This window comes from Sandarakinorhabdus sp. (genome assembly GCF_031422795.1).
In the GTDB taxonomy this organism is placed as follows: domain Bacteria; phylum Pseudomonadota; class Alphaproteobacteria; order Sphingomonadales; family Sphingomonadaceae; genus Sandarakinorhabdus.
Genome location: NZ_JANPML010000282.1, coordinates 1 through 24,044, shown reverse-complemented (window position 1 = coordinate 24,044; position 24,044 = coordinate 1). Strand labels below are relative to the sequence as shown.

Annotated in this window: 25 protein-coding genes; 13 read left to right on the top strand and 12 right to left on the bottom strand. The window is 65.9% G+C overall.

The window, feature by feature from the left end; genetic code table 11:
• The coding region (locus RMO81_RS10155; protein WP_310475739.1) for an amidohydrolase family protein at positions 1-286 on the top strand (286 nt) is incomplete at its 5' end.
• The gene (locus RMO81_RS10150) at positions 286-2,586 is read left to right on the top strand and encodes a penicillin acylase family protein (protein ID WP_310475738.1); all 2,301 of its coding nucleotides are present in this window, start codon (positions 286-288) and stop codon (positions 2,584-2,586) included. The genes RMO81_RS10155 and RMO81_RS10150, both read left to right, overlap by 1 nt.
• Here the strand turns inward: RMO81_RS10150 and RMO81_RS10145 are convergent.
• Positions 2,583-3,485: a hypothetical protein gene (locus RMO81_RS10145; RefSeq protein WP_310475737.1), complete on the bottom strand. Its 903-nt coding sequence runs from the start codon at positions 3,483-3,485 to the stop codon at positions 2,583-2,585. The two genes, RMO81_RS10150 and RMO81_RS10145, sit on opposite strands and share 4 nt — an antisense overlap.
• A gap of 18 nt (positions 3,486-3,503) precedes the next feature.
• Positions 3,504-4,241: a 16S rRNA (uracil(1498)-N(3))-methyltransferase gene (locus tag RMO81_RS10140; protein ID WP_310475736.1), complete on the bottom strand. Its 738-nt coding sequence runs from the start codon at positions 4,239-4,241 to the stop codon at positions 3,504-3,506.
• Between RMO81_RS10140 and ubiA the strand changes: the two genes are divergently transcribed.
• The 5 genes from ubiA to RMO81_RS10115 all read left to right on the top strand — a co-directional run bounded on the left by ubiA (position 4,240) and on the right by RMO81_RS10115 (position 9,609).
• Positions 4,240-5,160 (top strand): 4-hydroxybenzoate octaprenyltransferase, encoded by a 921-nt coding sequence (ubiA, locus tag RMO81_RS10135; protein ID WP_310475734.1) that lies wholly within the window; start codon positions 4,240-4,242, stop codon positions 5,158-5,160. The genes RMO81_RS10140 and ubiA overlap by 2 nt on opposite strands.
• 218 nt (positions 5,161-5,378) lie before the next feature.
• Complete coding sequence (locus tag RMO81_RS10130; RefSeq protein WP_310475733.1) at positions 5,379-6,725, top strand: TldD/PmbA family protein; 1,347 nt, start codon at positions 5,379-5,381, stop codon at positions 6,723-6,725.
• Complete coding sequence (locus tag RMO81_RS10125) at positions 6,722-7,558, top strand: 3'(2'),5'-bisphosphate nucleotidase CysQ (RefSeq protein WP_310475732.1); 837 nt, start codon at positions 6,722-6,724, stop codon at positions 7,556-7,558. Before RMO81_RS10130 ends, RMO81_RS10125 begins: the two co-directional genes overlap by 4 nt.
• 62 nt (positions 7,559-7,620) lie before the next feature.
• Positions 7,621-8,967, top strand: a complete 1,347-nt coding sequence (locus tag RMO81_RS10120) for an MFS transporter (RefSeq protein ID WP_310475731.1) — start codon at positions 7,621-7,623, stop codon at positions 8,965-8,967.
• Between the two features lie 30 nt (positions 8,968-8,997).
• Positions 8,998-9,609 carry a glutathione S-transferase family protein gene (locus RMO81_RS10115; RefSeq protein WP_310475730.1) on the top strand — a complete coding sequence of 204 codons (612 nt, stop codon included), beginning with the start codon at positions 8,998-9,000 and terminating at the stop codon, positions 9,607-9,609.
• Between the two features lie 18 nt (positions 9,610-9,627).
• On the opposite strand, the gene RMO81_RS10110 is transcribed toward RMO81_RS10115, so the two are convergent.
• Genes RMO81_RS10110 through RMO81_RS10100 form a run of 3 tightly spaced genes read right to left on the bottom strand, consistent with a single transcriptional unit; the run spans position 9,628 to position 11,721 of the window.
• On the bottom strand, positions 9,628-10,296 hold the full coding sequence (locus RMO81_RS10110) for a hypothetical protein (RefSeq protein WP_310475729.1): 669 nt from the start codon (positions 10,294-10,296) through the stop codon (positions 9,628-9,630).
• Positions 10,296-11,096 carry a TPM domain-containing protein gene (locus tag RMO81_RS10105; RefSeq protein ID WP_310475728.1) on the bottom strand — a complete coding sequence of 267 codons (801 nt, stop codon included), beginning with the start codon at positions 11,094-11,096 and terminating at the stop codon, positions 10,296-10,298. Before RMO81_RS10105 ends, RMO81_RS10110 begins: the two co-directional genes overlap by 1 nt.
• Positions 11,097-11,121: 25 nt before the next feature.
• Complete coding sequence (locus RMO81_RS10100) at positions 11,122-11,721, bottom strand: LemA family protein (RefSeq protein ID WP_310475726.1); 600 nt, start codon at positions 11,719-11,721, stop codon at positions 11,122-11,124.
• 125 nt (positions 11,722-11,846) lie between these two features.
• Between RMO81_RS10100 and mscL the strand changes: the two genes are divergently transcribed.
• Genes mscL through RMO81_RS10085 form a run of 3 tightly spaced genes read left to right on the top strand, consistent with a single transcriptional unit; the run spans position 11,847 to position 13,523 of the window.
• Positions 11,847-12,284 carry a large conductance mechanosensitive channel protein MscL gene (mscL, locus tag RMO81_RS10095; protein WP_310475725.1) on the top strand — a complete coding sequence of 146 codons (438 nt, stop codon included), beginning with the start codon at positions 11,847-11,849 and terminating at the stop codon, positions 12,282-12,284.
• Positions 12,281-13,057 carry a hypothetical protein gene (locus RMO81_RS10090; RefSeq protein ID WP_310475723.1) on the top strand — a complete coding sequence of 259 codons (777 nt, stop codon included), beginning with the start codon at positions 12,281-12,283 and terminating at the stop codon, positions 13,055-13,057. Before mscL ends, RMO81_RS10090 begins: the two co-directional genes overlap by 4 nt.
• Before the next feature lie 16 nt (positions 13,058-13,073).
• Positions 13,074-13,523 (top strand): META domain-containing protein, encoded by a 450-nt coding sequence (locus RMO81_RS10085; protein WP_310475722.1) that lies wholly within the window; start codon positions 13,074-13,076, stop codon positions 13,521-13,523.
• Between the two features lie 7 nt (positions 13,524-13,530).
• Here RMO81_RS10085 and RMO81_RS10080 read toward each other — a convergent pair whose 3' ends face one another.
• On the bottom strand, positions 13,531-13,956 hold the full coding sequence (locus RMO81_RS10080; RefSeq protein ID WP_310475721.1) for an Rrf2 family transcriptional regulator: 426 nt from the start codon (positions 13,954-13,956) through the stop codon (positions 13,531-13,533).
• Between the two features lie 279 nt (positions 13,957-14,235).
• Here RMO81_RS10080 and RMO81_RS10075 point away from each other — a divergent pair, with 279 nt between their 5' ends.
• The 3 genes from RMO81_RS10075 to RMO81_RS10065 all read left to right on the top strand — a co-directional run bounded on the left by RMO81_RS10075 (position 14,236) and on the right by RMO81_RS10065 (position 15,495).
• Positions 14,236-14,595 (top strand): UrcA family protein, encoded by a 360-nt coding sequence (locus tag RMO81_RS10075; protein WP_310475720.1) that lies wholly within the window; start codon positions 14,236-14,238, stop codon positions 14,593-14,595.
• 247 nt (positions 14,596-14,842) lie between these two features.
• Positions 14,843-15,088, top strand: a complete 246-nt coding sequence (locus RMO81_RS10070) for a hypothetical protein (protein ID WP_310475719.1) — start codon at positions 14,843-14,845, stop codon at positions 15,086-15,088.
• Positions 15,088-15,495, top strand: coding sequence for a GFA family protein (locus RMO81_RS10065; RefSeq protein ID WP_310475718.1), 408 nt, complete (start codon positions 15,088-15,090; stop codon positions 15,493-15,495). The genes RMO81_RS10070 and RMO81_RS10065 overlap by 1 nt, the downstream gene beginning before the upstream one ends.
• Before the next feature lie 18 nt (positions 15,496-15,513).
• Here RMO81_RS10065 and gyrB read toward each other — a convergent pair whose 3' ends face one another.
• The 6 genes from gyrB to RMO81_RS10035 all read right to left on the bottom strand — a co-directional run.
• Positions 15,514-17,913, bottom strand: coding sequence for a DNA topoisomerase (ATP-hydrolyzing) subunit B (gene gyrB, locus RMO81_RS10060; RefSeq protein ID WP_310475717.1), 2,400 nt, complete (start codon positions 17,911-17,913; stop codon positions 15,514-15,516).
• A 77-nt stretch (positions 17,914-17,990) separates the two neighbouring features.
• A complete protein-coding gene (locus tag RMO81_RS10055; RefSeq protein WP_310475716.1) occupies positions 17,991-20,252 on the bottom strand; it encodes an EAL domain-containing protein in 2,262 nt (753 codons plus the stop codon).
• Positions 20,253-20,309: 57 nt separating this feature from the next.
• Positions 20,310-21,398: a DNA replication/repair protein RecF gene (gene recF, locus RMO81_RS10050; RefSeq protein ID WP_310475715.1), complete on the bottom strand. Its 1,089-nt coding sequence runs from the start codon at positions 21,396-21,398 to the stop codon at positions 20,310-20,312.
• Complete coding sequence (locus tag RMO81_RS10045; protein WP_310475714.1) at positions 21,395-22,096, bottom strand: NUDIX hydrolase; 702 nt, start codon at positions 22,094-22,096, stop codon at positions 21,395-21,397. Before RMO81_RS10045 ends, recF begins: the two co-directional genes overlap by 4 nt.
• Before the next feature lie 28 nt (positions 22,097-22,124).
• Positions 22,125-23,228 carry an NADH:flavin oxidoreductase gene (locus tag RMO81_RS10040; protein WP_310475713.1) on the bottom strand — a complete coding sequence of 368 codons (1,104 nt, stop codon included), beginning with the start codon at positions 23,226-23,228 and terminating at the stop codon, positions 22,125-22,127.
• Positions 23,229-23,267: 39 nt separating this feature from the next.
• On the bottom strand, positions 23,268-24,044 hold a 777-nt coding region (locus tag RMO81_RS10035), incomplete at its 5' end, for a tyrosine-type recombinase/integrase (RefSeq protein ID WP_310475712.1).

Here is a 24,044-nt window from a genome sequence, read left to right as displayed (position 1 = left end):
CACAGCCAAGCTGTATGGCCTTGATGATCGCGGCATCATCGCGCCGGGCTATCTGGCCGATTTCAACATCATCGATCTGGATCGGCTGCAACTGGGCAAGCCGTGGCTGGCCTTCGATCTGCCGGCCGGCGGCAAGCGGCTACTGCAAAAGGCCGATGGCTATGTGGCGACCATCAAGAATGGCGAAGTGACGTTCCGCAATGGCACGATGACCGGCGCCCTGCCTGGCGGCCTGATCCGCGGGCCGCAAGCCGCCCCGGCAACGGCAGCGTTGGCCGCCGAATAATGCGCACCGCTGTCGTCGCCGCCCTGCTGATCTCCACGGCGGCCTCTGCCCAGGACGCGCCCCCCGGCGTGTATACTGAAGCGCGGTCGCTGCCCGGCCTCACCGCGCCGGGCGAGATCATCATCGATCGCGCCGGCATTCCGCACATCTATGCCGCCAATGCCCGCGATGGCTTCTTCCTGCAGGGCTATGCCGTGGCGCGCGACCGGCTGTGGCAGATCGATCTGTGGCGCAAGCGCGGTCTGGGCCGGCTGTCGGCCAGTTTCGGGCCGCAGTTCGTCGCGCAAGACCGCGCCGCGCGGCTGCTGCTCTATCGCGGCGACATGGCCGCCGAATGGGCCGCCTATCCGGCGCAAGCCAAGGCCTGGACGCAGGCTTTTACCGCCGGGATCAACGCCTATGTCGCCGATGTCGAAGCCGGCCGGCAGAAACTGCCGATGGAGTTCACCGCGACGGACACAAGCCCCGAACGCTGGACCGCCGATGATGTGGTGCGCATCCGTTCCAACGCGCTGGCCAGCAATTTGAGCAGCGAAGTCGCCCGCGCCCGGGCCCTGTGCGGCGGCGATGTCAAATATGAACCGCTGCGCCGCGAGCTGGCACCGGCCCACAATGTCAGCATTCCCAAGGGCCTCGATCCGTGCAGTATCCCGGCCAATGTGCTCGACGATTATGCGCTGGGCACTGGCGACGTGCGATTCGATGGCCAGAAGATGGCGGTCGCCAGCCTCGATCCTGAAACGCAGGAAGGCAGCAATAACTGGGTGATCAGCGCGGCACGTTCTGCCACCGGCCGGCCGATCCTGGCCAATGATCCGCACCGCGCCCATGCCGTCCCCAATCTGCGCTACCTCTCCCACATCGACACGCCGGAACTGAAGCTTGCCGGCTCCGGCGAGCCGGCGTTGCCCGGCATCAGCTTTGGCCACAATGAGGATGTGGCCTGGGCCATCACCATCTTTGCCATCGATCAGCAGGATCTGGTGGTGAACCCCAAAGCGACCAAATTCATCGAAGTGCGCGAAACGATCGAGGTAAAGGGCGAAGCAGCACGCGCGGTGGTGCTGCGCTTCACCGATGATGGCCCGATCATCCATGAAGACCCAACAAGCGCCCGCAGCTTTTCCCTGCGCGCGACCTGGAGCCGGCCCGGCGCTTCGGCCTATTTCAACGCCAGCTGGGCGTGGACGGCCAAGACATGGGACGATTTCCTGATTGCCCGCGATCATTGGGGCGCACCGCCGCTCAACCTGCTGTTTGCCAATCGCAGCGGCGACATCGGCTGGGCACCGGGCGGCTTTGTGCCGGTGCGCGCGGCCGGCGATGGCCTGCTGCCCGTGCCCGCCGGCCAGGCGCACCGCTGGACCGGGCTGCTCGATGCGAAACTGATGCCGGTAAAGCACAACCCGGCCAGCGGCTGGATCGCCACTGCCAACGAGATGAATGTGCCGGTCGGCTATCCGCATCTGCTCGGCCTGGAATGGGCGGACCGCAGCCGCATCACCCGCATTTCCGAAGTGATCGCATCAAAACCCAAGTTCAGCCTGACCGACGCGATGGCGCTGCAGAACGACGCCACCTCCGCCATGGCCCGCCGCGCCGTCGCACTGCTCAAGGGGCTGAGCGGCCGCGACGACAATGAACGCGGCGCGCTGGCCCTGCTCAGCGGCTGGGATGGCCATGAAGGGCCGGACTCCGCCGCTGCGGCGCTTTATGAAATCTGGGCGGCCCGCCACCTGCCGGTGAGCGCGGTGAAAGCCATCGTTCCGCCAGATAAGCGCCTGAATTTTGGTCGCACCAGCATCGGCAACATCCTGCCCGTGCTGGAAGGCGGCGCCCTGCTTGGCCCCAATGCCAAAGCAGTGCGCGAGGGCATATTGCTCAATTCGCTGGGCATGGCCTTTGCTGAAGCGACTGAACTATTCGGCTCCGATCCGGCGCTGTGGCGTTGGGGCGCGCTGCATGTCGCCGATTTCAAGCCGGTGCTGGGCATTGCGGGCCGCAGCGGCGAGCGCCGGGTTGGCCCGCTGCCCATCGGCGGCAGCGGTTCCACGCCGATGGCGATGGGGTCGGCGTCAGATTTTCATGTGCAATCCGGCGCGTCGGTGCGCGTGGTGCTCGACGTAGGCGCGTGGGACAACAGCATGGCGATCAACACGCCCGGTCAATCCGGCGATTCGGCCAGCCCGCATTACCGCGATCTGTTCGCGCGCTGGGCGACGGGCAATTACGTGCCCTTCGTCTGGAGCCGCCCGCGCGTGCTGCAAGAGGCCGAACGCATCATCAAGGTAACGCCCTAGGGTTTGGCGCCATCCGCCATCCACGCGGTGACCGCCACCATCTGCGCCAGATCGAGCTGATCGACCACGACCTGCATCGGTTCGGCGCTCTCGCCGCTGCGGGCGCGTGATTTGAAGGCCAGCAACTGGCGCAGGATGTAACTGGGCGACCGCCCCGGCCCCCAGCTGTTCAGCAACTGCTCGTGGCAATCCATGCAGCCCTGTTCCATCGCAATCGCCCGCCCGCGCGCGATGCTGCCGGGCGGCACATAGGCCGTGAAAATGCTGCGCGGGTCACGCTTTTCAAAGACATGCTCGTCATCCGGCACTTCGATGATGCGGCCGGCGATCGGTTCGGGCGGTCCAGGCCGCGCGGCCCAGATAAAGCCGAGCGGTGCAATGGCCGGCACGGTGGCGCTTTCCACCACCTTCACTCGGCTTTCAAAGGGCTGGCGGCTGAACCAGGCGGCGGCTTCAGCAATCTGGTCGGGGTTGGCGTGCTGCACCGCCTCTCGCATGGCCTGGGTGGGCAGCCATCCAGCCACGGCGGCGCGGCGCGTGCCGCTGCGCATCGCTTCGGTCTGGGCGATGATATATTCGGCTGGCAGGCCGGCGATCGAAGCATTCTCCGGCCGGCCCTGCCCGCGCGGCAGATGACAGAAGCCGCAGGCATATTGGGCCTGCGGCACGGCATTCATCACGATGTCGGGCACCGGGTCGGCAGTCACGGGAAACCAGTCCACCGCGCGGCGGCCATTGCGCAGATCGGCAAAGGTGAGGGTAACCGGCGAACCAGGCAGTGTTTGCGGCGCGTCAGGCGCCGGGCGAACCGGGGCTGGCCCGGAAGGCGCCGGATAAAGCCAGTCAGGCGGCGCGCCGGCCACAGCAATTGCGGCGACCGCAACAAGCAGAAACTTCATCGCTTGCCCCCACGCATATCAATGGCCATGCAGCGCCTGCCAGACGGCGACAGCCGCCAATGCAGCCGTATCGGCACGCAGGATGCGCGGGCCAAGGCTGACTGGCACGGCGCCCGGGTGCGCACGGATGGCATCACGTTCCGGCGCCGTGAAGCCGCCTTCCGGGCCGATCAGGATCGCCGCCGGCGCTGGCACGCGGGCCATGGTGTCGGCCATGGCGTCGCCGCCGGTTTCATCGGCAAAGATCAGCGCGCGGTCCGCCGGCCACGACTTGAGCAAGCGTTCAAGTGATAGCGGCTCAGGCAATTCTGGCACGCCAGTCCGGCCGGATTGTTCGGCGGCCTCGATCAGATGCGCGCCCAGTCGTTCCATATTGGGTTTGTCCACCACAGTGCGCTGCGTTGTCACCAATTGCAGCCGCGCCACGCCCAGTTCGCAGGCCTTTTCCACCAACCAGTCGATGCGGCCTTTCTTCAGCGGCGCCGCGCACAGCCACAGATCGGGCACTAGTTCTTGGCGGCCACTCTGCCGTTCGGCGATGAGCGTGACGGCTTTCTTTGCGACGGCGCCAACCCGTGCCGCCCACTCGCCGTCGTGGCCGTTGAACAGCCGCACCATGTCGCCCGGCTGGCGGCGCATGACACTGCCCAGATAATGGGACTGCGGCTGATCAAGGCTGATCTGCGCGCCCGCCGCCAGCGCACCCTGCACAAACAGTCGCGGTGTGGTTGACAAGCTGCGGTCTTCTTCGCTCATGGGGACTGTGGTTACGACGCCTGCCCCCATTACGCCAGATGCCGTGAAAAGCTGGATCGACCGGCTGCCGGGCCGCGCGCAAGCCTATGCCCGCCTCGCCCGTTTTGACCGGCCAGCCGGCAGCTGGCTGCTGTTCTGGCCGTGCATTGCCGGGTTGGCACTGGCCGGCGGCGTGCAGCAGCAGCCGCTGCTGATCGCGTGGTTCGGCCTGGGCAGCCTTGCCATGCGCGGTGCGGGCTGCGTGTGGAACGATATTGTTGATCGCGATCTCGATGCCCAAGTGGCGCGCACCCGGGATCGCCCGGTCGCCTCGGGCCGCATTTCGGTCAAGGCGGCGCTGGCCTTTGCCGTCTTGCTGTCGCTCATCGGTATGCTCGTGCTGCTGCAATTGCGGCCGCTGGCGCAAGTGGTGGCATTGGTCAGCCTGATTCCGGTCGCTGCCTACCCCTTCATGAAACGCATCACCTGGTGGCCGCAGGCGTGGCTGGGCCTCACCTTCAACTGGGGCGCGTTGGTCGGTTGGGCCGCCATTGCGCCGCTTGATGCGCCCGAAATGTGGCTGCTTTGGGCCGGCGGCATCGCGTGGACGCTGGGTTACGATACCATCTATGCCCTGCAGGATATCGAGGATGACGCGCTGGCCGGCATCAAATCTTCCGCGCGCGCGTTGGGGCCGAAGGCACGCGCCGGCGTGGCCGGATTTTATGCGCTGGCGCTGGCATTGTGGAGCGCGGCGCTGTGGCAGGTGGCAGGGCAGCCGCTGGCGGTGTTCGCCTTGCTGCCCCTGGCCGCGCAATTGGGCTGGCAGGTGACAAAACTCACCGACACCACTCCGACCAATGCGCTGATCCTGTTCCGCTCCAACCGGCTGGCGGGTGCGCTTTGGGTGGCGGCCTGCGCGTCGGTAGGCTTGGCGTGAGCCGGATGCAGCTGCGGGCCTGTCCCGGGTTGGATACAGGCCCGCGCGCTTCTTGAGGTTCCGGCGGCGGGCTGGCCCACCCATCACCCGCGCTGGATTGATCGGATATTCGCATGCGGCCTTGAAAGCGCATTGCATGAAACCGACAAAACGCCGCGATGATTGGCCCCAGCTGATTCGGCGGTGACAGGGGCAGCCCATCACCCTACATCAGCACCATGCTGTCCCCAGAAGATGCCCTCACCCGCCTTGATGCCGCCCTTGCCGCCGCCCGCGCGGCCGGGGCCGACGCCGCCGATGCGCTTTATGTCGGCGATGGCTCCACCTCCATTTCGGTGCGCCTTGGCCAACTGGAAGACATCGGCCGTGCCGAAGGCGAGGAAATCGGCATCAGGGTGTTCGTCGGCCAGCGATCGGCCAGTGTCTCCTCTTCCGATCTGACCGCCGCCGCCTTGCAGGAAGCCGCGATGCGCGCTGTTGCGATGGCTCGCCTGGCGCCGGAAGACCCTTATGCCGGCCTTGCGCCCCAAGACCGGCTGGCGCGTGGCCCCTTGCCCGAACTGGATGTGGATGATCCCACCGACATCAGCGCTGCCGAACTGAAGCAACGCGCGCTGGAATGCGAAGATGCCGCCCGCGCCATTGCCGGCATCACCAACAGCGAAGGCGCCGGCGCCGCAGCCGGCACGGTGGTGATGGCGCTGGCCACGTCCACCGGCTTTCGCGGCGGCAAGCGTTCCACCAGCCACAGCCTGTCGGCCAGCGTGGTCGCCGGCACCGGCAGCGACATGCAGCGCGATTACGCCTGGCACAGCGCGCGCCATCTGGCTGATCTGGAATCGGCCGCAGAAATCGGCACCCGCGCCGGCCAGCGCGCCGTGCAGCGGCTGGGCCCGATCAAGCTGCCCAGCGGGCCGATGACAGTGTTGTTCGATCCGCGCGTGTCGTCCAGCCTTATTGGCCATCTGGTGGGCTCCATCACCGGCAGCGCCATCGCCCGTGGCACCAGCTTCCTGAAAGACAAATTGGGCCAGGCCATCCTGCCGGCCGGCCTGTCCTTGATCGACGATCCGCTGCGCCGCCGCGGCCTCAGAAGCCGCGCCTTTGATGGCGAAGGCCTGCCCGCCGCCCGCACCGCCATCATTGAAAATGGCGTGCTCACCAATTGGCTGATGGATGCAGCCAGCGCCCGACAGCTCGGGCTGGCCCCCACCGGCCACGCCAGCCGCGGCACATCAGGGCCGCCCGGTGCTGGCACCACCAATCTGCATCTGGAAGGCGGCACCGCCACGCCGGCGGAACTGATGGCCGACATCAAACAGGGCATATTGGTCACCGAACTCATCGGCATGGGCGTCAACGGCCTCACCGGCGATTACAGCCGGGGGGCCAGCGGTTATCGAATCGAAAATGGCGTCGTCACCGGGCCAGTGGCTGAAATCACCATTGCCGGAAATCTGCTCGACATGTTTGCGCGGCTGGTGGCCGCCAATGATCTTGCCTTTCGTCATGCCAGCAACGCGCCGACGCTGCGGATCGATGGCATGATGGTGGCGGGCAGTTGACGCCGCACATACCTTCGCTGCGCGATGCCGATCTGGCCTTGGCGGCCGAGATCGTGAGCAACGCCAGCCGCATTGCCATGGCGCATTTCGGCACCGCCACGGCGCGCTGGAACAAGGATGATGGCAGCCCGGTGAGCGCTGCCGATCTGGCAGTGAATGCCTATGTGAAAGGCGTGATCGCCGCCGCCCGGCCCAATGATGGCTGGCTGTCGGAAGAATGCCCCGACAGCGAGGATCGGCTGTCGCGCGGCCGGGTTTGGGTGGTTGATCCCATCGACGGCACCCGCGATTTTCTGCGTGGCCGCACCGGCTGGGCGGTATCGGTGGCGCTGGTCGAAAACGGCGCGGTTGTGGCCGCCGTGCTGGGGGCCCCGGCACAGGATCGGATTTACGCGGCGGGCGCTGGGCGCGGCGCCACCCTGAATGGAAAACCGCTGCGCGTGTCGGCGCTGAACACACTCAACGGCGTGCGCCTGCCTATCGACCAGGCCAATATGGAAGCGGCCTATTGGCCCTCGCCCTGGCCCGGCACGGCGGTGGCCAAGCCCAACAGCCTGGCGCTGCGCATGGCCATGCTCGCCGCCGACGAAGCCGATGCCTGGGTGGAAGGCCGCAGCGTTGGCGAATGGGATGTTGCCGCCGCCAGCCTGATTCTCACCGAAGCCGGCGGCATGCTCACCGATCGCCGCGGCGAGGCACTGCGCTTCAACCAGCCCAACCCGCAAGTCCACGGCCTCGCTGCGGCCACCCCGGCACTGCATGGCGAAGTGCTGGCTCGGCTTGATCATGCGCTCAAACTGTTCGCGGCCCGCCGGCGCGGTCTGGCTGCCTGATTTCACGGGCTTGCGCGCACGCCGCCGCCACCCCACTGTGCGGCTCGCCCTGAGGACGAACAATGGCTGAACCACTGAAACGCCGGACGCTTGCCGCCTTTGCGGCGCCATGCCTGCCGCTCACTGGCGTCGGCCTGCCGATGGTCATCTATTTGCCGCCCTATTATGCCAGCACATTGGGGCTGGATCTGGCCATCACCGGCATCTTGTTCTCGGCTGTGCGCTGGATCGATCTGCCACTGGATATCGCCTTCGGGCACGGTATCGATCGCACCAACACCCGCTTTGGCCGGTTTCGGCCGTGGATTGTGGCGGGCGGTCTGATCATGTTGCTGGGCCTGTATCTCAGCTTCTTCGCCGAACCGGGCCTATCGCCGCTGCGAGCGTTCCTGGGCCTGCTGGTGATTTACGCCGGCTTTTCGATGGCACAGGTGGCGCACACCAGCTGGGGCCAGGCACTGTCCACCGATTATCACGAACGCAGCCGCATCTTTGGCTGGTGGCAAACCGCCAACATGATCGCCTTGCTTATTCTGCTGGCGGTGCCGCCATTGGCCAACTGGCTAGGGCCGCAGCTGGGTTTTGCCGCGACGCCGTCGCTGGGCGTGCATGCCATGGGGTTGGTGCTGGCGCTGATGCTGGCGCCCGCGCTGCTCGCGGTGGCGTTCGGCGTGCCCGACCGCCAGAAGGGCAGCTCTGCCACCGCGCATCCGCACGGCTGGCGCGATATCTGGCAGGCGCTGAAACAGCCCAATCTGCGCCGGCTGATGCTGATCGATCTGCTCGCCAGCCTGCCGCCCGGCTTTGGCGGCGCGCTGCTGGTGTTCTTTTTCGAAGCGGCCCGCGGTTTTTCGGGGAACGAGGCGCGGTTGCTGCTGCTGTTCTATTTCGTGTCGGGCCTGATCGGAGCGCCCTTCTGGGGCTGGCTTGCGCGGCGAACATCAAAACACATGGCAGTGGCGTGGGCCATCGGCAGCTATGCCGTGCTGCACACTGGCCTGGTGCTGGCGCCCAATGCCGGTTTCTGGGCAGCGGCAGCCGGCATGTTGCTGGCTGGCATTCCGGCGGTCGCGCCGCCGTTTCTGGTGCGCGCCATGCTGGCTGATGTGACTGATGCCGAAACCCTTTCCAGCGGGCGCAGCAACGCCGGGCTTTATTATGCCGTGCTCGTGGGGGTGCAGAAGATCGGTTACGCCATCCCGGTGGGCCTTGCCTATATCGTGCTCGACTTGGTGGGCTTTGATGCCAAATTGGGTCCGGGCAACACGCAAACGGCCATCGATGGGCTGGTGCTGCTGTTCCTGGTGCCGCCGGTGCTGTGTGCGCTGGGCGCAGCCTGGCTGGCCAAAGGCTGGGCCATCGACCGCGACGCCCAACAGCGCATCATCGCCGAACTGCACGCCAAGTGAACGCGACCACGCCAGCCAAGGAGAAGCCCAATGAAATTCTATGACAGCATCGGCCCCAATCCGCGCATGGTGCGCATGGTCATGGCCGAAAAGGGCGTCACCCTGCCCACCGAAACCATCGACATCAGGGCCGGCGTCAACCGCAGCGGTGACTATATCAAAAAGGTGCCGACCGGCGGCACCCCGGCGCTGGAGCTGGATGATGGCAGCATTGTCAGCGAGATCACCGTCATCGCCGAATATCTGGAAGAATTGCACCCCGCCCCCGCCCTGATCGGCACCACGCCCGAGCAACGCGCCGAAACCCGCAAATGGGTGCGGATCATCGATCTGGGCTATTGCGAGACCATGGCCAACGGCTTTCGCGCCACCCAGGGCCGGCCGATGTTCGACGGGCGTTTCCCGTTGGCTTCGAAAAGCGCCGGTGAGGAATTGAAGGCCATCGCTGCCAAGAAATTGCTGTGGCTCGACGCGCTGATGAGCGGCGATTTTGTCTGCGGTGATCGCTTAAGCCTCGCCGACATCCTGCTGTTCTGCTTTGTCGAATTCGGCGCGCAGGTGGGCCAGCCAGTGCCGGCCGGCGCCACCTGGCTGCCCGCCTGGCACCAACGCATCGCGGCCCGGCCATCGGCTGCCGCCTGAACCAGCGCTGCCCGGCGCTCAGATTTCGATCAGCGCGTCGGGCAGTTCGTTGGTATCGCCGGCCACGACCGGAAGGTGAACCGCCAGCACCGCGCCGGCGCGTTCGATGGCGGTCACCAGCCCGTCGGCGGCACGGCCAGCCTTGATGCCGGCGATCAGCGCCGCAATGGTGTCGCCCCATTCATCGGCCGCCACACGGGCGAACACCGCTTCATCGGCGATCACTTCGGCCACATGTTCGGCCTCGTCGAGATAGAGCAGCACGCCGGTGCGCCCCTGTGTGGCGGTCAGTCCGCGCGCGCGGAACTGCATCATCGCGGCATGATGGACCCGATCACGGCGCAGCCCGCGCGGGGTCAGCACCCGGTCCAGCCGCAGCCCGCCCACCAGCGCCAGCACGGCGACAAACACCAGCGCTTGCACGGCGGCAAAGCCTTCGATGCCATGCAGTTCGCGGGTGGCCGCATCCAGCGCATCCCAATCCGGAAACAGCAGCGAGGGCGTCCACCCGGCCAGCACCGCCAGGAAAGGCAAGATGAACGCGGCCAGCACCGCCGTGGCCAGCATGGTGGCCGCATAACGATGGGTGCGGGTGTTGATGATCACCACGATTTCGCCGGCGGTGCCGGCCTCGGCAGCGGCAATGGCCGCCGCGATACGGGCGCGATCAGGGTCGTTGAACAGCATCACCAGTCCCCTGATGCACCGCCGCCGCCGAAGCTGCCGCCGCCACCCGAAAAGCCGCCGAAACCGCCGCCACCGCCAAAGCCCGAGCTGCCCCCACCGCTCCAGTTGCCGCCGATGCCGGGGCCCCAGATGATCGCTGAGCCGCTGCGGCGGCCGCGCGCGCCGCGCCGCGAAGCAATGACCACCCACACGATGATGATGATCAGCCAGACCAGCGCGCCCCAGCCGGGGCTGTCACCCTCTTCAGCGCCAGCGGCCTTGGCCTTGGCGGCAAAGGCGGCCTGTTCTTCGGGTGGCAGCTGCAGCAGCGCGATCAACTGATCGGCACCGGCCTCGATCCCGCCCGCCATGTCGCCGGCCTTGAAGCGCGGCACGATGGCCTGCCGGATGATGCGGCTGGAGACCGCGTCGGTCAGCACACCTTCCAGGCCATAGCCAACCTCGATGCGCAATTTGCGCTGTGCCGGGGCGATCAGCAGCAGGGCGCCGGTGTTGCTGCCTTTCTGGCCGATGCCCCAGGCCCGGCCGAGCTGATAGCCATATTCGTCGATCTCATAGCCCTGCAGATCGGGCACGGTCGCTACCACCAGCTGGGTGCCGGTCGTGTCTTCCAGCGCTTTCAGCCGCATTTCCAGCCCGGCCACCGTTTCCGGCGGCAACACGCCGGCCGCATCGGTGACACGGCCGGTGAGTTTCGGAAATGTCGGTTCCGCCGCTGCCGGCAGTGCCACAAACAGCGCCCACAGCGCCGCAAGCAGCAGCATGAAGGCCGGCAGGTTACTCCGGCGCAGCGCCGTCATCGATCGTACTCCCCGAACGGGGGTTTCAGAACTTCACCTCGGGCGCCTTGTCGGCGTTGACCGTGGTGGCCTTGAACGGCGCGATTGGCTCGGCACCGTAAACCACCTTTGCAGTGATCAGCGACGGGAAGGTGCGGATTTCGGTGTTATAATCCTGCACGGCCATGTTGTAATCGCGGCGGGCCACCGTGATGCGGTTTTCGGTGCCTTCCAGCTGGCTCTGCAATTGCAGGAACAGCTCGTTGGATTTCAGATCGGGATATTTTTCCACGGTCACCAGCAGCCGGCCCAGCGACTGGCCGAGCGCGCCCTGCGCCTGTTCGAATTTCGCCAGCTGCGCCGGGTCTGAAAGCTTGGTCGGGTCCACCGTCACCTGGCTGGCGCTGGCGCGGGCCTTGGTCACGGCTTCCAGCACGTCCTTTTCCTGGGCGGCATAGCCTTTGACCGTGCTCACCAGATTGGGAATCAGATCGGCCCGGCGCTGATACTGGTTTTCGACATCGGCCCACTTGGCCTTCACGGCTTCTTCCTTGGCCGGAATCGTGTTCACGCCGCAGCCCGACAGCAGCAGCGCAGTGCCAGCCAAAGCGGCCAGGGCAGCGGGGCGACGAAAGGCAGTGGCCATGAGAGTCTCCGGTTTGGGCGGCTTGCGCGGGCCGCTGTGTGTGTCAAAGTGCAAAAGTCGAACGCGCATTATGGCTCCCAAGATAGTGCGCCTTGCAGCGATTCAACAGGGGGGAAGGAATAATCATGCTACAGGAATTCAAGGCATTCATCGCAAGAGGCAATGTGCTCGATCTGGCCGTTGCGGTGATCATCGGCGCGGCCTTTGGCGCGGTGGTGACCAGCTTCACCGAAGATATGGTGATGCCGATCATCGGCCTCGTGTCGGGCGGCGCGGATTTCACCAGCCTGTTCGTGGTGCTGGGCGACCTGCCGGCGGACTACAAGGGCAGCCCTGCCGACTATGAAGCGCTGAAAAAGGCCGGCGTGCCACTGTTCGGCTATGGCAAGTTCATCACTGCTTTCATCAATTTCGTCATCATCGCCTTTGTCATCTTCCTGATGGTGAGGGCCGCCAACAAGGCAATGGCCCAGCCGGCTGCGCCCGCCGAACCACCCGGCCCGACGCCCAGCGAAGCGCTGCTGGCAGAAATCCGTGACGAGCTGAAGAAGGGCCGCGGTTGATCAACAGCCTCGCAAGCCTGCTCGATCTGGTGCCGCTGCCCGCCATTCCGGCGGTGTTGCTGGTGATCTTCTTCCTCGCCGCCGAAGCCGGCTTCTTCTGCCACCGCCGTTTTGGCGGATCCGGCGGCGGCGAGGATGAAAGCCAGGTGCTGTCCACAGCGCTGCTGGTGCTGGCGCTGCTGTTGGGCTTCACCTTCTCGATGGCGCTCGATCGCTATGACGAACGTCGGCAGCTGGTGGTGCAGGAAGCCAACGATATCGGCACGGCCTGGCTGCGCGCTGGGCTGCTGCCGGCACCGCAGGGCCCTGAACTGCAATCCGCGCTGGCCGACTACGCCCGCGTTCGGATCACCAGCCCGCTGCCGCACGACACCGCCCGGCTTGCCCGCGCGTCGGCGCTGCGAAACCGGGCGTGGAGCCTGACTGCGGCGGCGCAGGCCACACTCGATGGCCCGCGCGCGGTCAGTCTGGTCAGCGCGGTCAACGCTGTGCTTGATACCGGCACCCAACGCGAAAAGGCGGTGGCAGCCCGCGTGCCGGGCGAAGTCACGCTGCTGCTGGTTGGCTTTTCCGCCGTCGCCTGCTTTCTGCTGGGCTATATGCTCGACGCGCATGGCCATCGCCACCGCTTCGCCTCCAGTGTGCTGTTTCTGCTGATGGGCCTGACCATCATGCTGATTCTCGATCTTGATCGCCCGGTCGATGGCGCCATCCTGGTGGACCAGTCGGCGATGGAAGCGCTTGTCGCCAGCCTTGCGCCGGCCGGCGGTTGAGGGCAGGGTTGTCGCCATGCGAACCCTGCTGCTTCCGCTGCTTTTTCTTGCCCTTGTTGGCTGCCGTGAGCAGCGCCAGGAATTGGGGCAGGCCATGTCGGGCAAACCACCGGTGATCAGCGGCAGCCTGGAAGGCGAATGGCAGATTGCCGATCTGAACGGCGGCGGCAGCGTGGCGGGCGGCAGCCTGATGTTTGATCCCGGCGATCAGGGCACCAGCCGAGTGAGCGGCACCGCCGGCTGCAACCGCTTCAACGGCGCCTGGAAGCAGGATGGGTCCACCCTGAAGCTGGGGCCGTTTGCGTCGACCATGATGGCCTGCCCGCCGCCGGCGATGGAGGTGGAACAGCGGGTCGTGGCTCTACTGGAAGCAGTGAACAGCGTCAGCTACACGCAGGCCGGTGAAGCCATCTTGGCTGCGCCCGACGGCCGCAAGCTCAAGTTGATGCGCGCGCCCAAGCCCTGATCGGCGTTCAGGCGGCTTCGCGTTCGACCGAAAGATCCGCCAGCGTGGTGTGATCGAGGATGCTCGCCGTCTGTTCCCGCACCACCAGCATCACCTTGCGGATCACGCAGGTGGTTTCCTCGAAACAATCATCGCAGCGTTGATAGGCCGAAACCGAAACGCACGGCACCAGCGCCAGTGGGCCTTCGATCAGGCGGATGATTTCGCCGAAACTGATCTGGCTGGCTGGGCGCGCAAGGCGATAGCCGCCCATCTTGCCGCGATAGCTGTTGACCAGGCCGCCATTTTTCAGATCGAGCAAAATGGCTTCAAGGAATTTGCGCGGCAGTTTCTGATCCTCGGCAATCACCGAAATCGGCACAGGGGCCACCCCGCCCGACTGGGCGATGAAGATGAGCGCGCGGAGCGCATAACGGGAACGTTGGGTGAGCATGACGCAGGCCAACTCCTATGCATCAGCAGGGATTAGCTGCCAAGCCAATTGGCCGTGCCAGGCAAAGTGTGCCGCAGCCAACTCGCTGCCGATTATTGGGATTATTTACCACTTATTTGGATCATTTGTATCTGCTGTCATGTTAGTGCAATACGGGAAATCGCCTAACCGATTGATATTACGTGATCCGATTTTTTCCGCTCACTTGGCACGGGCTTTGCAAAGCTGTTGGCATCGGCAGCCGGATGGTCCGGCAGCTGAAACAGACACGAGGTCCCCATGTTCGCTTCAGCCCAAAACTTCTCCCGCAATGTCGTCGGCGCTGCCGGCACGCTGTTCTTCGCCGGCCTGTGCATCGCCGGTGCCACCGCCACCCCGGCCAATGCCCAGATCGCCTATGGCGTCAGCGAAGCCGGCCACCGGGTCGCTTATGTGTCCTACGCCGATCTCAACCTCGCTTCGCAGGCCGGCCGCAGCAGCCTTGAAACCCGCATCCGCAGCGCCGCCAAGCGGGTGTGCAGTGCCACGGTGAGCGATTACCGGGCGCAGACCGAGCAGCAGCGCTGCTTCTCCACTGCCCTGCAGGCAACCCGCAACGCCACCATGGCGGCCATCGAAGCCGACAAGCTGGCCGTCTGATCGCTTGAAACCACGGCGGGCATGAGCAGGGGCCGCCCCTGCCCGCCGATCCGGCCGGCGGCGCACCCGATAGCCCCCATCAGGGTGCGCCCCGCCAAAAATGGCCCCCAATTTTTCGTTCCCCACAGGCTTCCGATGCGCCTCTCTTGCCCCTCTCGGGGCGCATCGTGACGGTGCCGCCCGGTGTCTTCCAACCCTCGACGCCGGGCGGCACTTTATTTTTGCGGTCAGCACGTCATGATGCGCCATGCGCTTTTTTCTGCTCGGCCTGGCCCTGATCACCGCGCACCCCGCTGCCGCCATCCGCGCCCGTGATGTGGGCATCGCGTCCGGCCCGCTGTTCGTCGCCGTTGCCGATGCCACCGAAGAGGCCATCATCAACAGCCTGCTGATGGCCAGCGGTGTCTCCAGCCGCGATCCGGCGACGGGCGAGGCGCGCAGCGTGCCTGCGCTGGATGCGGGACTGGTGAAGCGTTTTCTGGGAGGGCGATAATGGACGTGCTGACAGGGTCTTGCCATTGCGGTGCCGCCGGTTGGACGCTGGCTGGCGACCCAGGATCAGTGACGGCGTGCAATTGCACCCTGTGCCGGCGCTATGGCGCGCTATGGGCCTATGATTTTGAAGGTGAGCGCGTGGCCGTCCACGGGCAACTGTCGCGCTTTTGCCGGGTGGGCAAGGCCGACCCGGCGCTGGAGATCCTGTTTTGCCCGCAATGCGCCGCCGTGATCGCCTGGCGCGGTCTGCGCCTTGAACCGGATGGCCGGCGCCGCTTGGCGGTCAACGTGCGCCTCGCGCCGCCGGACGCCGTGGCCGATCTGCCGATCGATCATTTCGACGGGCTGGACAGTTTTGAAGATTTGCCCGCGACGGGCCGCACGGTGCGCGATTTCTGGGCGTAATCGCGCGCGCGTGCTTCGTTACACGTCCAAATTGGCCACGTTCAACGCGTTTTCCTGGATGAAGTTGCGGCGTTCTTCGACCACATCGCCCATCAGCTTGGCGAAAATATCGTCTGCATCCGCTGCTTCTTCGACATCGACGCGCAGCAGGGTGCGGGCGGCCGGATCAAGCGTGGTTTCCCACAATTGATCGGCGTTCATTTCACCCAGACCCTTGTAGCGGGCGACGGCAAGGCCCTTGCGGCCAGCGTCGAGCACGGCAGCGAGCAGATCAGCCGGGCTGGTGACGCGGGTGCTACCCAGCATGGCCGGGCTGCCATAGGTGGCGGCTTCCTGGCCGGCCAGCGCGGTCAGACGCGGCGCTTCCGGGGAAGACAGGAAAGCGCCGTCGACGACGTGATAGTCCGTCACCCCGCGCCATTCCCGCTCCACCTGATAGCCGCCGTCGGCGGCCAGGCTGACCTTCCACAGGCCGCCATCGGTTTCCGACCCGTTGAGCCAGGCCGCCGTCTTTGCCGCAGCGCCAGCGTCTGGCTGTGCCAGCGCCCCATTCAAGGCCAGCGCCTCGACGACAGCCGCCGGGTAACGGCGCGGCACATAGGCCATCAGCGCGCGCAGGCGGCGGGCGTGTTCGACCAGCGAAGCCAGGTCAGCGCCGGAACGCGGGCCACCACTGGTGGTCAGCACCAGGCTGCCGGTGCCGGTTTCGACCAGATAATCCTCCAGCGCGGCATGATCCTTCAGATACACTTCCGAACGACCGCGCGTGACCTTGTAGAGCGGCGGTTGCGCGATAAACAAATGCCCGCCGTCGATCAGGGTTGGCATGTGGCGGAAGAAGAAGGTGAGCAGCAGCGTGCGGATGTGGGCGCCGTCCACGTCGGCATCGGTCATGATGATGACCTTGTGATAGCGCAGTTTTTCAAGGTTGAACTCTGGCCCGATGCTGGTGCCCAGCGCCTGGATCAACGTGCCGATTTCGCGGCTGCCCAACATGCGATCAAGCCGGGCGCGTTCCACGTTCAAAATCTTGCCGCGCAGGGGCAGGATGGCCTGGTTCTGGCGGTTGCGGCCATTCTTGGCGCTGCCACCGGCGCTGTCGCCTTCGACAAGGAACAGTTCGGATTTCGCCGGATCACGCTCCTGGCAGTCCGCCAGCTTGCCGGGCAGCGACGAGATGTCGAGCGCGCCCTTGCGGCGGGTAAGGTCGCGCGCCTTCTTCGCGGCTTCACGGGCGGCAGCGGCGTCGATGATCTTGGCCACAATCGTGCGCGAATGGGCGGGGTTTTCCTGCAACCACACGTCCAACCGGTCGGCCATCAGGCTTTCCAGCGGCTGGCGCACTTCCGATGATACCAATTTGTCCTTGGTCTGGCTGCTGAACTTGGGATCGGGCAATTTCACCGACACGATGGCGGTGAGGCCTTCGCGCATGTCATCGCCGGTCAGGCTGATCTTTTCCTTCTTCAGCAGGCCCGAGCTTTCGGCATATTGGTTCAGCGTGCGGGTCAGCGCGGCGCGGAAGGCCGCCAGATGGGTGCCGCCATCGCGCTGCGGGATGTTGTTGGTGAAGCACAGCACCTGTTCGTAATAGCTGTCGTTCCATTCCAGCGCGACTTCGATGCCGATATCATTGGCCTGGCCGGTGATGGCGATCGGATGCGGAATCAGCGGCGTCTTGGATTTGTCGAGAAATTTCACGAACGCCGCGATGCCGCCTTCATAAAAAAGCTCGATCTGCTTCTCATCGGCATGGCGGGCATCGGTGAGGAACAGCCGCACGCCCGAATTGAGGAAGGCCAATTCACGGAAGCGGTGTTCAAGCTTGGCGAAATCGAAATCGATGAACTTGAAGGTGCCCAGCGACGGAAAGAACGTCACGCGGGTGCCGCGCTTGCCATTGGAGGGCCCGCGCACCGCCAATGGCGCCTGCGCGTCGCCATGGTGGAAGCGCATCCAATGTTCTTCGCCATCGCGCCAGATCGTCAGCTCCAGCCATTCCGACAGGGCGTTGACCACCGACACGCCCACCCCGTGCAGGCCGCCCGACACCTTGTAGGCGTTGTCGTCGCTGTTGTTGAATTTGCCGCCGGCGTGCAGCTGCGTCATGATCACTTCGGCCGCCGACACGCCTTCTTCGGCATGGATGCCGGTGGGGATACCGCGGCCATTGTCGGTCACGCTCACCGAACCATCGGCGTTCAGCACAATATCGATGCGGTCACAATAACCCGCCAGCGCTTCGTCGATGGCATTGTCAGACACTTCGAACACCATGTGGTGCAGGCCCGAACCATCGTCGGTATCGCCGATATACATGCCCGGCCGCTTGCGCACGGCATCCAGGCCGCGCAGCACCTTGATGCTGTCGGCGCCATAGTCATTGATCTGGGCAGGATTCGGATTGTTGTCTGTCAACGCAGCAGCCTTGGGATGGGGAATGTGCCCTAGGCTATAGTGACTCCCGCGCGCGCGTGCGAGGGAGAAATGCGCTGTCAGCCACGCAGCACGCCGTGCAGCCGGCGCCGCCCGGATAGCCCTTGTTCTTGGCCCTGCCGCTGGCCCTGCTGCTGGCCCTGCTCCAGACATTGCCGCTGCGCCAACCAGGGCAGCGCGGCTTCGGCCAGCATCGGCCGCGCAAACAAATAACCCTGCACGGCGGTACAGCCATGAACGACCAGAAACCGGCGCTGGCTTGTCGTTTCCACCCCTTCGGCAATCACCTCCAGCCCCAGGCCGCGGCCCAGCCCGATCAGGGTGCGGGCGATCAGGCCGCGATCGCCTTCGGAATCGATGGCGCGGGTAAAGCCGCGATCAATCTTGATCCGATCAACGGTGAAGGTGGTGAGGTGCGACAGCGAAGCATAGCCGGTGCCAAAATCATCCATGGCCAGCGTGCAGCCCATCGCCCGCAACGCCTCCAGCGTGTGGCCGATGCGCGCGATGGACCGATCGAGCAGCACGGTTTCGGTCACCTCGATCTCCAGCCGGCTGGCCGGCACGCCATGGCGGGCAAGACTGCGTTTGACCGTGTCGAGGAAATCATCGGCAAGCAATTGCGCCGTCGATACATTGACCGCCAGATGCCCAGGCTCCAGCCCGGCGGCGAGCATGGCGGCAAAGCCGGCCAGCGCTGCATTCATCACCTGCGCGCCCAACAGTTGCGCCAGGCCAACATCCTCGGCCAGCGACACAAATTCGGCTGGCGGCACCCATTCGCCTTGATGCCGCCAGCGCGCCAGCGCCTCGAAACCCATGACACTGCCATCGGCCAGCCGCTGTTGCGGTTGCAAGGCGGCCACCAGCTGCCGACCGGCAATGGCCTGGCGCAACGCATCGGCCAACCGCGTGCGGCGCGCCACGCGGTTGGCCAGTTCCGCCCCGAACAGCAGATGGCGGCCGCGGCCCTGGCGCTTGGCATCCAGCAGCGCGGCATCGGCATTGCCCAGCAGTTCGCGCGGCCCGCAGCCCAGGTGCGGGAACGGCGCAATGCCCACCGAAAAAGATGGCGCATAACGGCTCGCCCCCAGCCGCATCGGCTGGCGCAGCCGAGCAAGCAGGCGCTTTGCAAAGGCGTGAATCTCTTCCGGCGTGGACAGGCCATGCACAATCAGTGCGAATTCATCGCCCGACAGCCGCGCCGCCGTGTCGCCGGTCCGAATGCAGCGCTGCAGGCGGCGGCCGACCAGGCGCAGCAGCATGTCACCGGCGGCGTGGCCCAGGCTGTCGTTCACCGCCTTGAAGAAATCGACATCGAACACCACCAGGATGCCGCTGGAATTGCCTTGGGTTGCGCTGATATCGGGCAGGCACTCCAGCCGTTGCATCAGTACATCGCGGTTGGCCAGGCGGGTCAGCGCGTCTTCCTCGGCCCGGCGGCGCAACTCGCGTTCGGCGCGCATCAGCGGCGTCACATCGGTGCGGATCGAAACGATGTTGCCGCTTTCCGAAGTCGCCGTGCTGGCCTGCATGAACTTGTCATCGCGCAGGTGAAACACCCGGTTATAGCCCTTGCTGCGATGCCGGCGCAGATAGTCCGACACCCAGGCGCGCCGCACATCGGGCGGATCATCGGCGCGCACTTCGGGGACATAGTGATTGGCCAGCACCTTGCGGGTGATGATGTCGGCCAACCGCTCGCCCTTCACCATATACTGGCGGTTGCCGGGCAGGATGTCGCGATAGCTTTCGTTGACCAGGATCAGTCGTTCATCACTGTCGTACACCGACAGCGCCGCCGGAATGCCGGTGATCACATCGCGCAGCAGGGTTTCGGTGCGGGTACGCAGGTCGAGCTCGCGGGCGGCGCGGGCGGCGGCTTCCTGGCGGGCGGTGATATCCTCGAACGTGCCGATCAGGGTGGGGGCGTGGCCATCGCTGGTCGCGCTCGGACGGCCCTGCGCGCGCACATGGCGCAGCTGGCCATCAGGGCGGCGGATGCACAATTCCAGATCCCACGCGGTGCCGCTGCGCATCGCTTCTGCAACGGCATCGCTGATGATCGCGCGGTGCTGGGGCAGGTAGAATTCGATGGCCGTGGCCAGATCGGGGCGGAAATCCGCCGGCACACCGTGGATGACGCGGGTTTCCGCGCTCCACCACAGCTCGCCGCCGTCACGATAGACCCAGGCACCGATGCCGGCGACCTGCAGGAAGGGTTCGGCCGCACCCAGCAGGCGCGGGCTGATCGGCCGCTCCCGACCCGCAAGCGACGGAAATGGCAAGCCAGAGCCGCCCGGCCAGCTGCTTTCCGACATGTACGTCTTCTCCCGCTCTGCACCGACGTGACCCTAACGGCGCGGCGGCGGGCGGCTTTACGCCGGCGTGATCTGCCCCGCCGCCAGGGTGAGCCAGCAGGCAGACGGGCCGCCACTGGCGAGATCGGCAAACAGCGATGGATCGGTGCCGGTCATCCACGCCTGCACGCCCATTGCTGCCAGCCGTTCAAACAAGGCGGCGCGGCGGCCGGCATCCAGATGCGCGGCGATTTCATCGAGCAGCAGGATCGGCGGCCGCCGGGCCCGCCGCGCCACCAGCGCCGCATGCGCCAGCACGATGGCGATCAGCAGCGCCTTCTGCTCGCCGGTGGAACAGCTGGCGGCCGGCATCGCCTTGGCGGCATGCGTCACGATCAGATCGGCGCGGTGCGGCCCTTCGATGGCCCGGGCGGCAGTGGCATCGCGGGCCCGGCCGCGCATGAGCCGGGCGGCCAGTTCATTGGCATCATTGCCTGCAAGCGCGATCAGGGGGCGCGCAAATGGCCCATCCGGCGCGCCCGCCAGTTCCGCCGCCAGCGCCGCCGCCACATCGGCGCGGGCATCTGCGATGGCGGCGCCGTGGTCGGCCATATCGGCCTCCAGCCCGGCCAGCCACACCGGATCGGCCGGGCCATCGGCGGTGAGCAGCCGCGTGCGTTCGCGCATCGCTGCTTCATAACGGTTCACGCGCTGGCCGTGGCCGGGGTGCAGCGCCAGCACCAGCCGATCCAGAAAGCGCCGCCGGCTGCCGCTTGATTCGCTGAACAGCCGGTCCATCGCGGGCGTGAGCCAGACCAGCGCCAGCCAATCGCTGAGCGCCGCTGCTGTTGCCGACGCGCCGTTCACCCGCACCAGCCGGCGGTCGGGCGCGGTCGCGGCCGTGCCTGTGCCGATCTGTACCTCGCCCTCTGTGGAAACCAGATGGGCCGCCACGCTCCAACCGCCCGGGCCATCCTGCCGCGCCGCATCCGAGAGCACCGCGCCGCGCAGGCCGCGCCCCGGTGCCAGCAGCGAAATCGCGTCGAGAATATTGGTCTTGCCGGCCCCATTGTCACCGGTGATCACCACCAAGCCTGACGCAGCAATGATCTGGGCGTGAGCGTGGTTGCGAAAATCGGTGAGGGTGAGGCGGGTGATCGCCGTCACAGCATCAGCAGCCGATGCCGGCCATTGTCGAAACGGTGAAAGGGAATGGGCCGCGCCGGATCATCCAGCCGCGCCGCCACATCGGCAAGAATGGCCCGGGTGATGCTGGGCAGATCAAGCTGGGCCGCCTCTTCCCAGTTGAACCAGGCGATCTCGTCCAGCTCGCCGCAGCCAGCGCCGGGATCGAGACTGACGAGATGATGCGCATCAACAGTGAAAAAGCGCGCATCAAAACGGCGCGGGCGCACCGGCGGCGTGATGGCGCGACCCACAAAGCTGAGCGGGGCCAGATGCGGCAGATGGCCGGTGGCAAGGAAATCGCGCCATTCCGGCGATTTGGTGCGTCCCGCGCCGGGCGCGCCCAACAGCAGGCCGGTTTCCTCGAACAATTCGCGCACGGCGGCGGCGGCCAGCGCCCGCGCCCGTGCGGGCGGCGCTGTCTGGTGCAGGCGGCTGGCGGTGTCGTCGTGCAATTCACTGGCGGCAGCGACGCGGAAATCGGCGGGGTGCAGCCGCCCGCCGGGGAACACCCATTTGCTGGCCATGAACACATGGCCCTTTGCCCGCCGGCCCATCAGCACGCGCGGGGCCGGATTGGGGCCAGGCCCGTCGCGGCGGATCACCAATACGGTGGCGGCATCCTTGGGCCGCAGCGAGCGGCCCTTGAGGATCGGAACATTGTCTTCATCAACCTGCATGTGGCCTCTTCTGCCACAAGCTGCGGCGTCAGACCAACGTCATCAGCGATTCAGCGGTATAATCCGTCAACTCGCCGTGGCGGTCATCACGCACCTTCAGTGCCCAATCCGGATCCACGATCAGCGCCCGGCCCACACCCACCAGATCGAATTCGTCGCGCTCCAGGCGGGCCAGCAGGCCATCAAGGCTGGCCGGCTTCGACGCTTCGCCGCCCATGCCGGCCACGAACTCGCCGGTCAGGCCCACGCTGCCAACGGTGATGGTCGGCTTGCCGGTGAGCTTTTTCGCCCAGCCGGCAAAATTCAGGCCTTCCGGGCCATCGAGTTCGGGATATTCCGGTTCCCAGAACCGGCGCTGCGAACAGTGGAACACATCCGCGCCGGCATCGGCGAGCGGGCCCAGCCAGGCGGCCATTTCGTCGGGCGTCGGGGCCAGACGGAAGCTGAAATCCTGCTGCTTCCACTGCGAAAGGCGGATGATCACCGGGAAATCCGCACCAACGGCAGCGCGCACGGCCTTCAACAGTTCGACTGCAAAGCGTGCGCGCAGCGGCAGCGTGTCACCGCCCCAGCGATCATCACGCGTGTTGGTGGCACCCCAGAAGAATTGATCGATCAGATAGCCATGTGCCGCATGGAGCTCGACACAATCAAATCCCAGCCGCTTGGCATCACTGGCAGCGCGGGCGTAGGCAGCGATGGCATCGGCGACTTCCGCATCGCTCATGATGCGGCCGTTGTCCTTGCCGGGCTTGTAGATCCCCGACGGGCTTTCGGCTTCTTCCTGCTTGGGATTGCGCCGGTTGGGAAAGGCGCCGACATGCCACAATTGCGGCGCGATCAGCCCTGCCTCGCCGTGCACGGCCTTGACCACCTGGCCCCAGCCATCAAGCGCTTGCCCGAAGAAATGTGGCACGTTGGGATCATTGGCAGCGCCGACGCGTTCAACCGCGGTGCCTTCGGTGATGATCAGGCCCACGCCGCCCGCCGCGCGTTTGCGATAATATTCGGCGACATTTTCGCCCGGCTGGCCGGATGGCGAAAAACTGCGCGTCATCGGCGCCATGACGATCCGATTCGGAAGCGTGAGGCCCTTGAGAGGGAAGGGGCGGAAGAGGGGATTGCTGCTCATGCCCGCCTCCTAGCCGGGGGAGCCGCACCGAGTCACCTGTCAATCTGACCCATCGGCCAGAGGATGGCGGGTATTGACCAGTTCCACCAGCGCCGCCGACGCGACATGGGTGTAAATCTGCGTCGTCGCGATATCGGCATGGCCCAACAGCGTTTGCACGATGCGCAGATCGGCGCCGCCTTCCAGCAGGTGGGTGGCAAAGGCGTGGCGCAGCACGTGCGGCGAAATGCGGGCGGGCGGGATGCCGGCGTCGGCGGCCAGCGCCTTGATGATCTGCCACAGCCGCAGGCGGGACAAATAGGTGGGCTTTCCCAGATCCTTGCGATTCCGGCCTGCCGGGAACAGAAATTTGGCCTCCTTGGGCACATGCACTTCCCAGGCCAGCACGGCGGCTTCGGCGCGGCGGCTTATCGGCACCAGCCGTTCCTTGTTGCCTTTCCCCAGCACCACCATGTGGCCGCGCCCGGCCTTGCAGGCGTGGCGGGGCAGCGCCACCAGTTCGCTGGCGCGCAGGCCGGAACCATAGAGCAGCTCCACCAAAGCGGCGGAGCGCAGGATGAGCGGATCATCAGGCCGGGCGCTGAGATTGTCCGCCAGCGCCGTGAACAATCGTTCGACATCGCCAGCCGCCAGCGTTTTGGGCAATGGTCGCGCTGATTGCGGCAAGGCAAGATCGCGGCCCGGATCATCGGCGCGCAGATGTTCGGCCATCAGAAAGCTGAGGAACTGCCGCACCGCGCTGGCCTTGCGCGCCGCACTGGCACGGGCCAGCGGCGCCCACTGCCGCGCCAACCGCGCCAGCGCCGCCGCATCGGC

Bases quoted from the DNA above. Each gene is read 5' to 3' on its own strand.
- RMO81_RS10150 (WP_310475738.1), top strand. From the start codon at position 286: ATGCGCACCGCTGTCGTCGCCGCCCTGCTGATCTCCACGGCGGCCTCT.
- RMO81_RS10145 (WP_310475737.1), bottom strand. From the start codon at position 3,485: ATGAAGTTTCTGCTTGTTGCGGTCGCCGCAATTGCTGTGGCCGGCGCG.
- ubiA (WP_310475734.1), top strand. From the start codon at position 4,240: ATGGGGACTGTGGTTACGACGCCTGCCCCCATTACGCCAGATGCCGTG.
- RMO81_RS10140 (WP_310475736.1), bottom strand. From the start codon at position 4,241: ATGAGCGAAGAAGACCGCAGCTTGTCAACCACACCGCGACTGTTTGTG.
- RMO81_RS10130 (WP_310475733.1), top strand. From the start codon at position 5,379: ATGCTGTCCCCAGAAGATGCCCTCACCCGCCTTGATGCCGCCCTTGCC.
- RMO81_RS10120 (WP_310475731.1), top strand. From the start codon at position 7,621: ATGGCTGAACCACTGAAACGCCGGACGCTTGCCGCCTTTGCGGCGCCA.
- RMO81_RS10115 (WP_310475730.1), top strand. From the start codon at position 8,998: ATGAAATTCTATGACAGCATCGGCCCCAATCCGCGCATGGTGCGCATG.
- RMO81_RS10110 (WP_310475729.1), bottom strand. From the start codon at position 10,296: ATGCTGTTCAACGACCCTGATCGCGCCCGTATCGCGGCGGCCATTGCC.
- RMO81_RS10105 (WP_310475728.1), bottom strand. From the start codon at position 11,096: ATGACGGCGCTGCGCCGGAGTAACCTGCCGGCCTTCATGCTGCTGCTT.
- RMO81_RS10100 (WP_310475726.1), bottom strand. From the start codon at position 11,721: ATGGCCACTGCCTTTCGTCGCCCCGCTGCCCTGGCCGCTTTGGCTGGC.
- mscL (WP_310475725.1), top strand. From the start codon at position 11,847: ATGCTACAGGAATTCAAGGCATTCATCGCAAGAGGCAATGTGCTCGAT.
- RMO81_RS10085 (WP_310475722.1), top strand. From the start codon at position 13,074: ATGCGAACCCTGCTGCTTCCGCTGCTTTTTCTTGCCCTTGTTGGCTGC.
- RMO81_RS10080 (WP_310475721.1), bottom strand. From the start codon at position 13,956: ATGCTCACCCAACGTTCCCGTTATGCGCTCCGCGCGCTCATCTTCATC.
- RMO81_RS10075 (WP_310475720.1), top strand. From the start codon at position 14,236: ATGTTCGCTTCAGCCCAAAACTTCTCCCGCAATGTCGTCGGCGCTGCC.
- RMO81_RS10070 (WP_310475719.1), top strand. From the start codon at position 14,843: ATGCGCTTTTTTCTGCTCGGCCTGGCCCTGATCACCGCGCACCCCGCT.
- RMO81_RS10065 (WP_310475718.1), top strand. From the start codon at position 15,088: ATGGACGTGCTGACAGGGTCTTGCCATTGCGGTGCCGCCGGTTGGACG.
- RMO81_RS10055 (WP_310475716.1), bottom strand. From the start codon at position 20,252: ATGTCGGAAAGCAGCTGGCCGGGCGGCTCTGGCTTGCCATTTCCGTCG.
- RMO81_RS10045 (WP_310475714.1), bottom strand. From the start codon at position 22,096: ATGCAGGTTGATGAAGACAATGTTCCGATCCTCAAGGGCCGCTCGCTG.
- RMO81_RS10040 (WP_310475713.1), bottom strand. From the start codon at position 23,228: ATGAGCAGCAATCCCCTCTTCCGCCCCTTCCCTCTCAAGGGCCTCACG.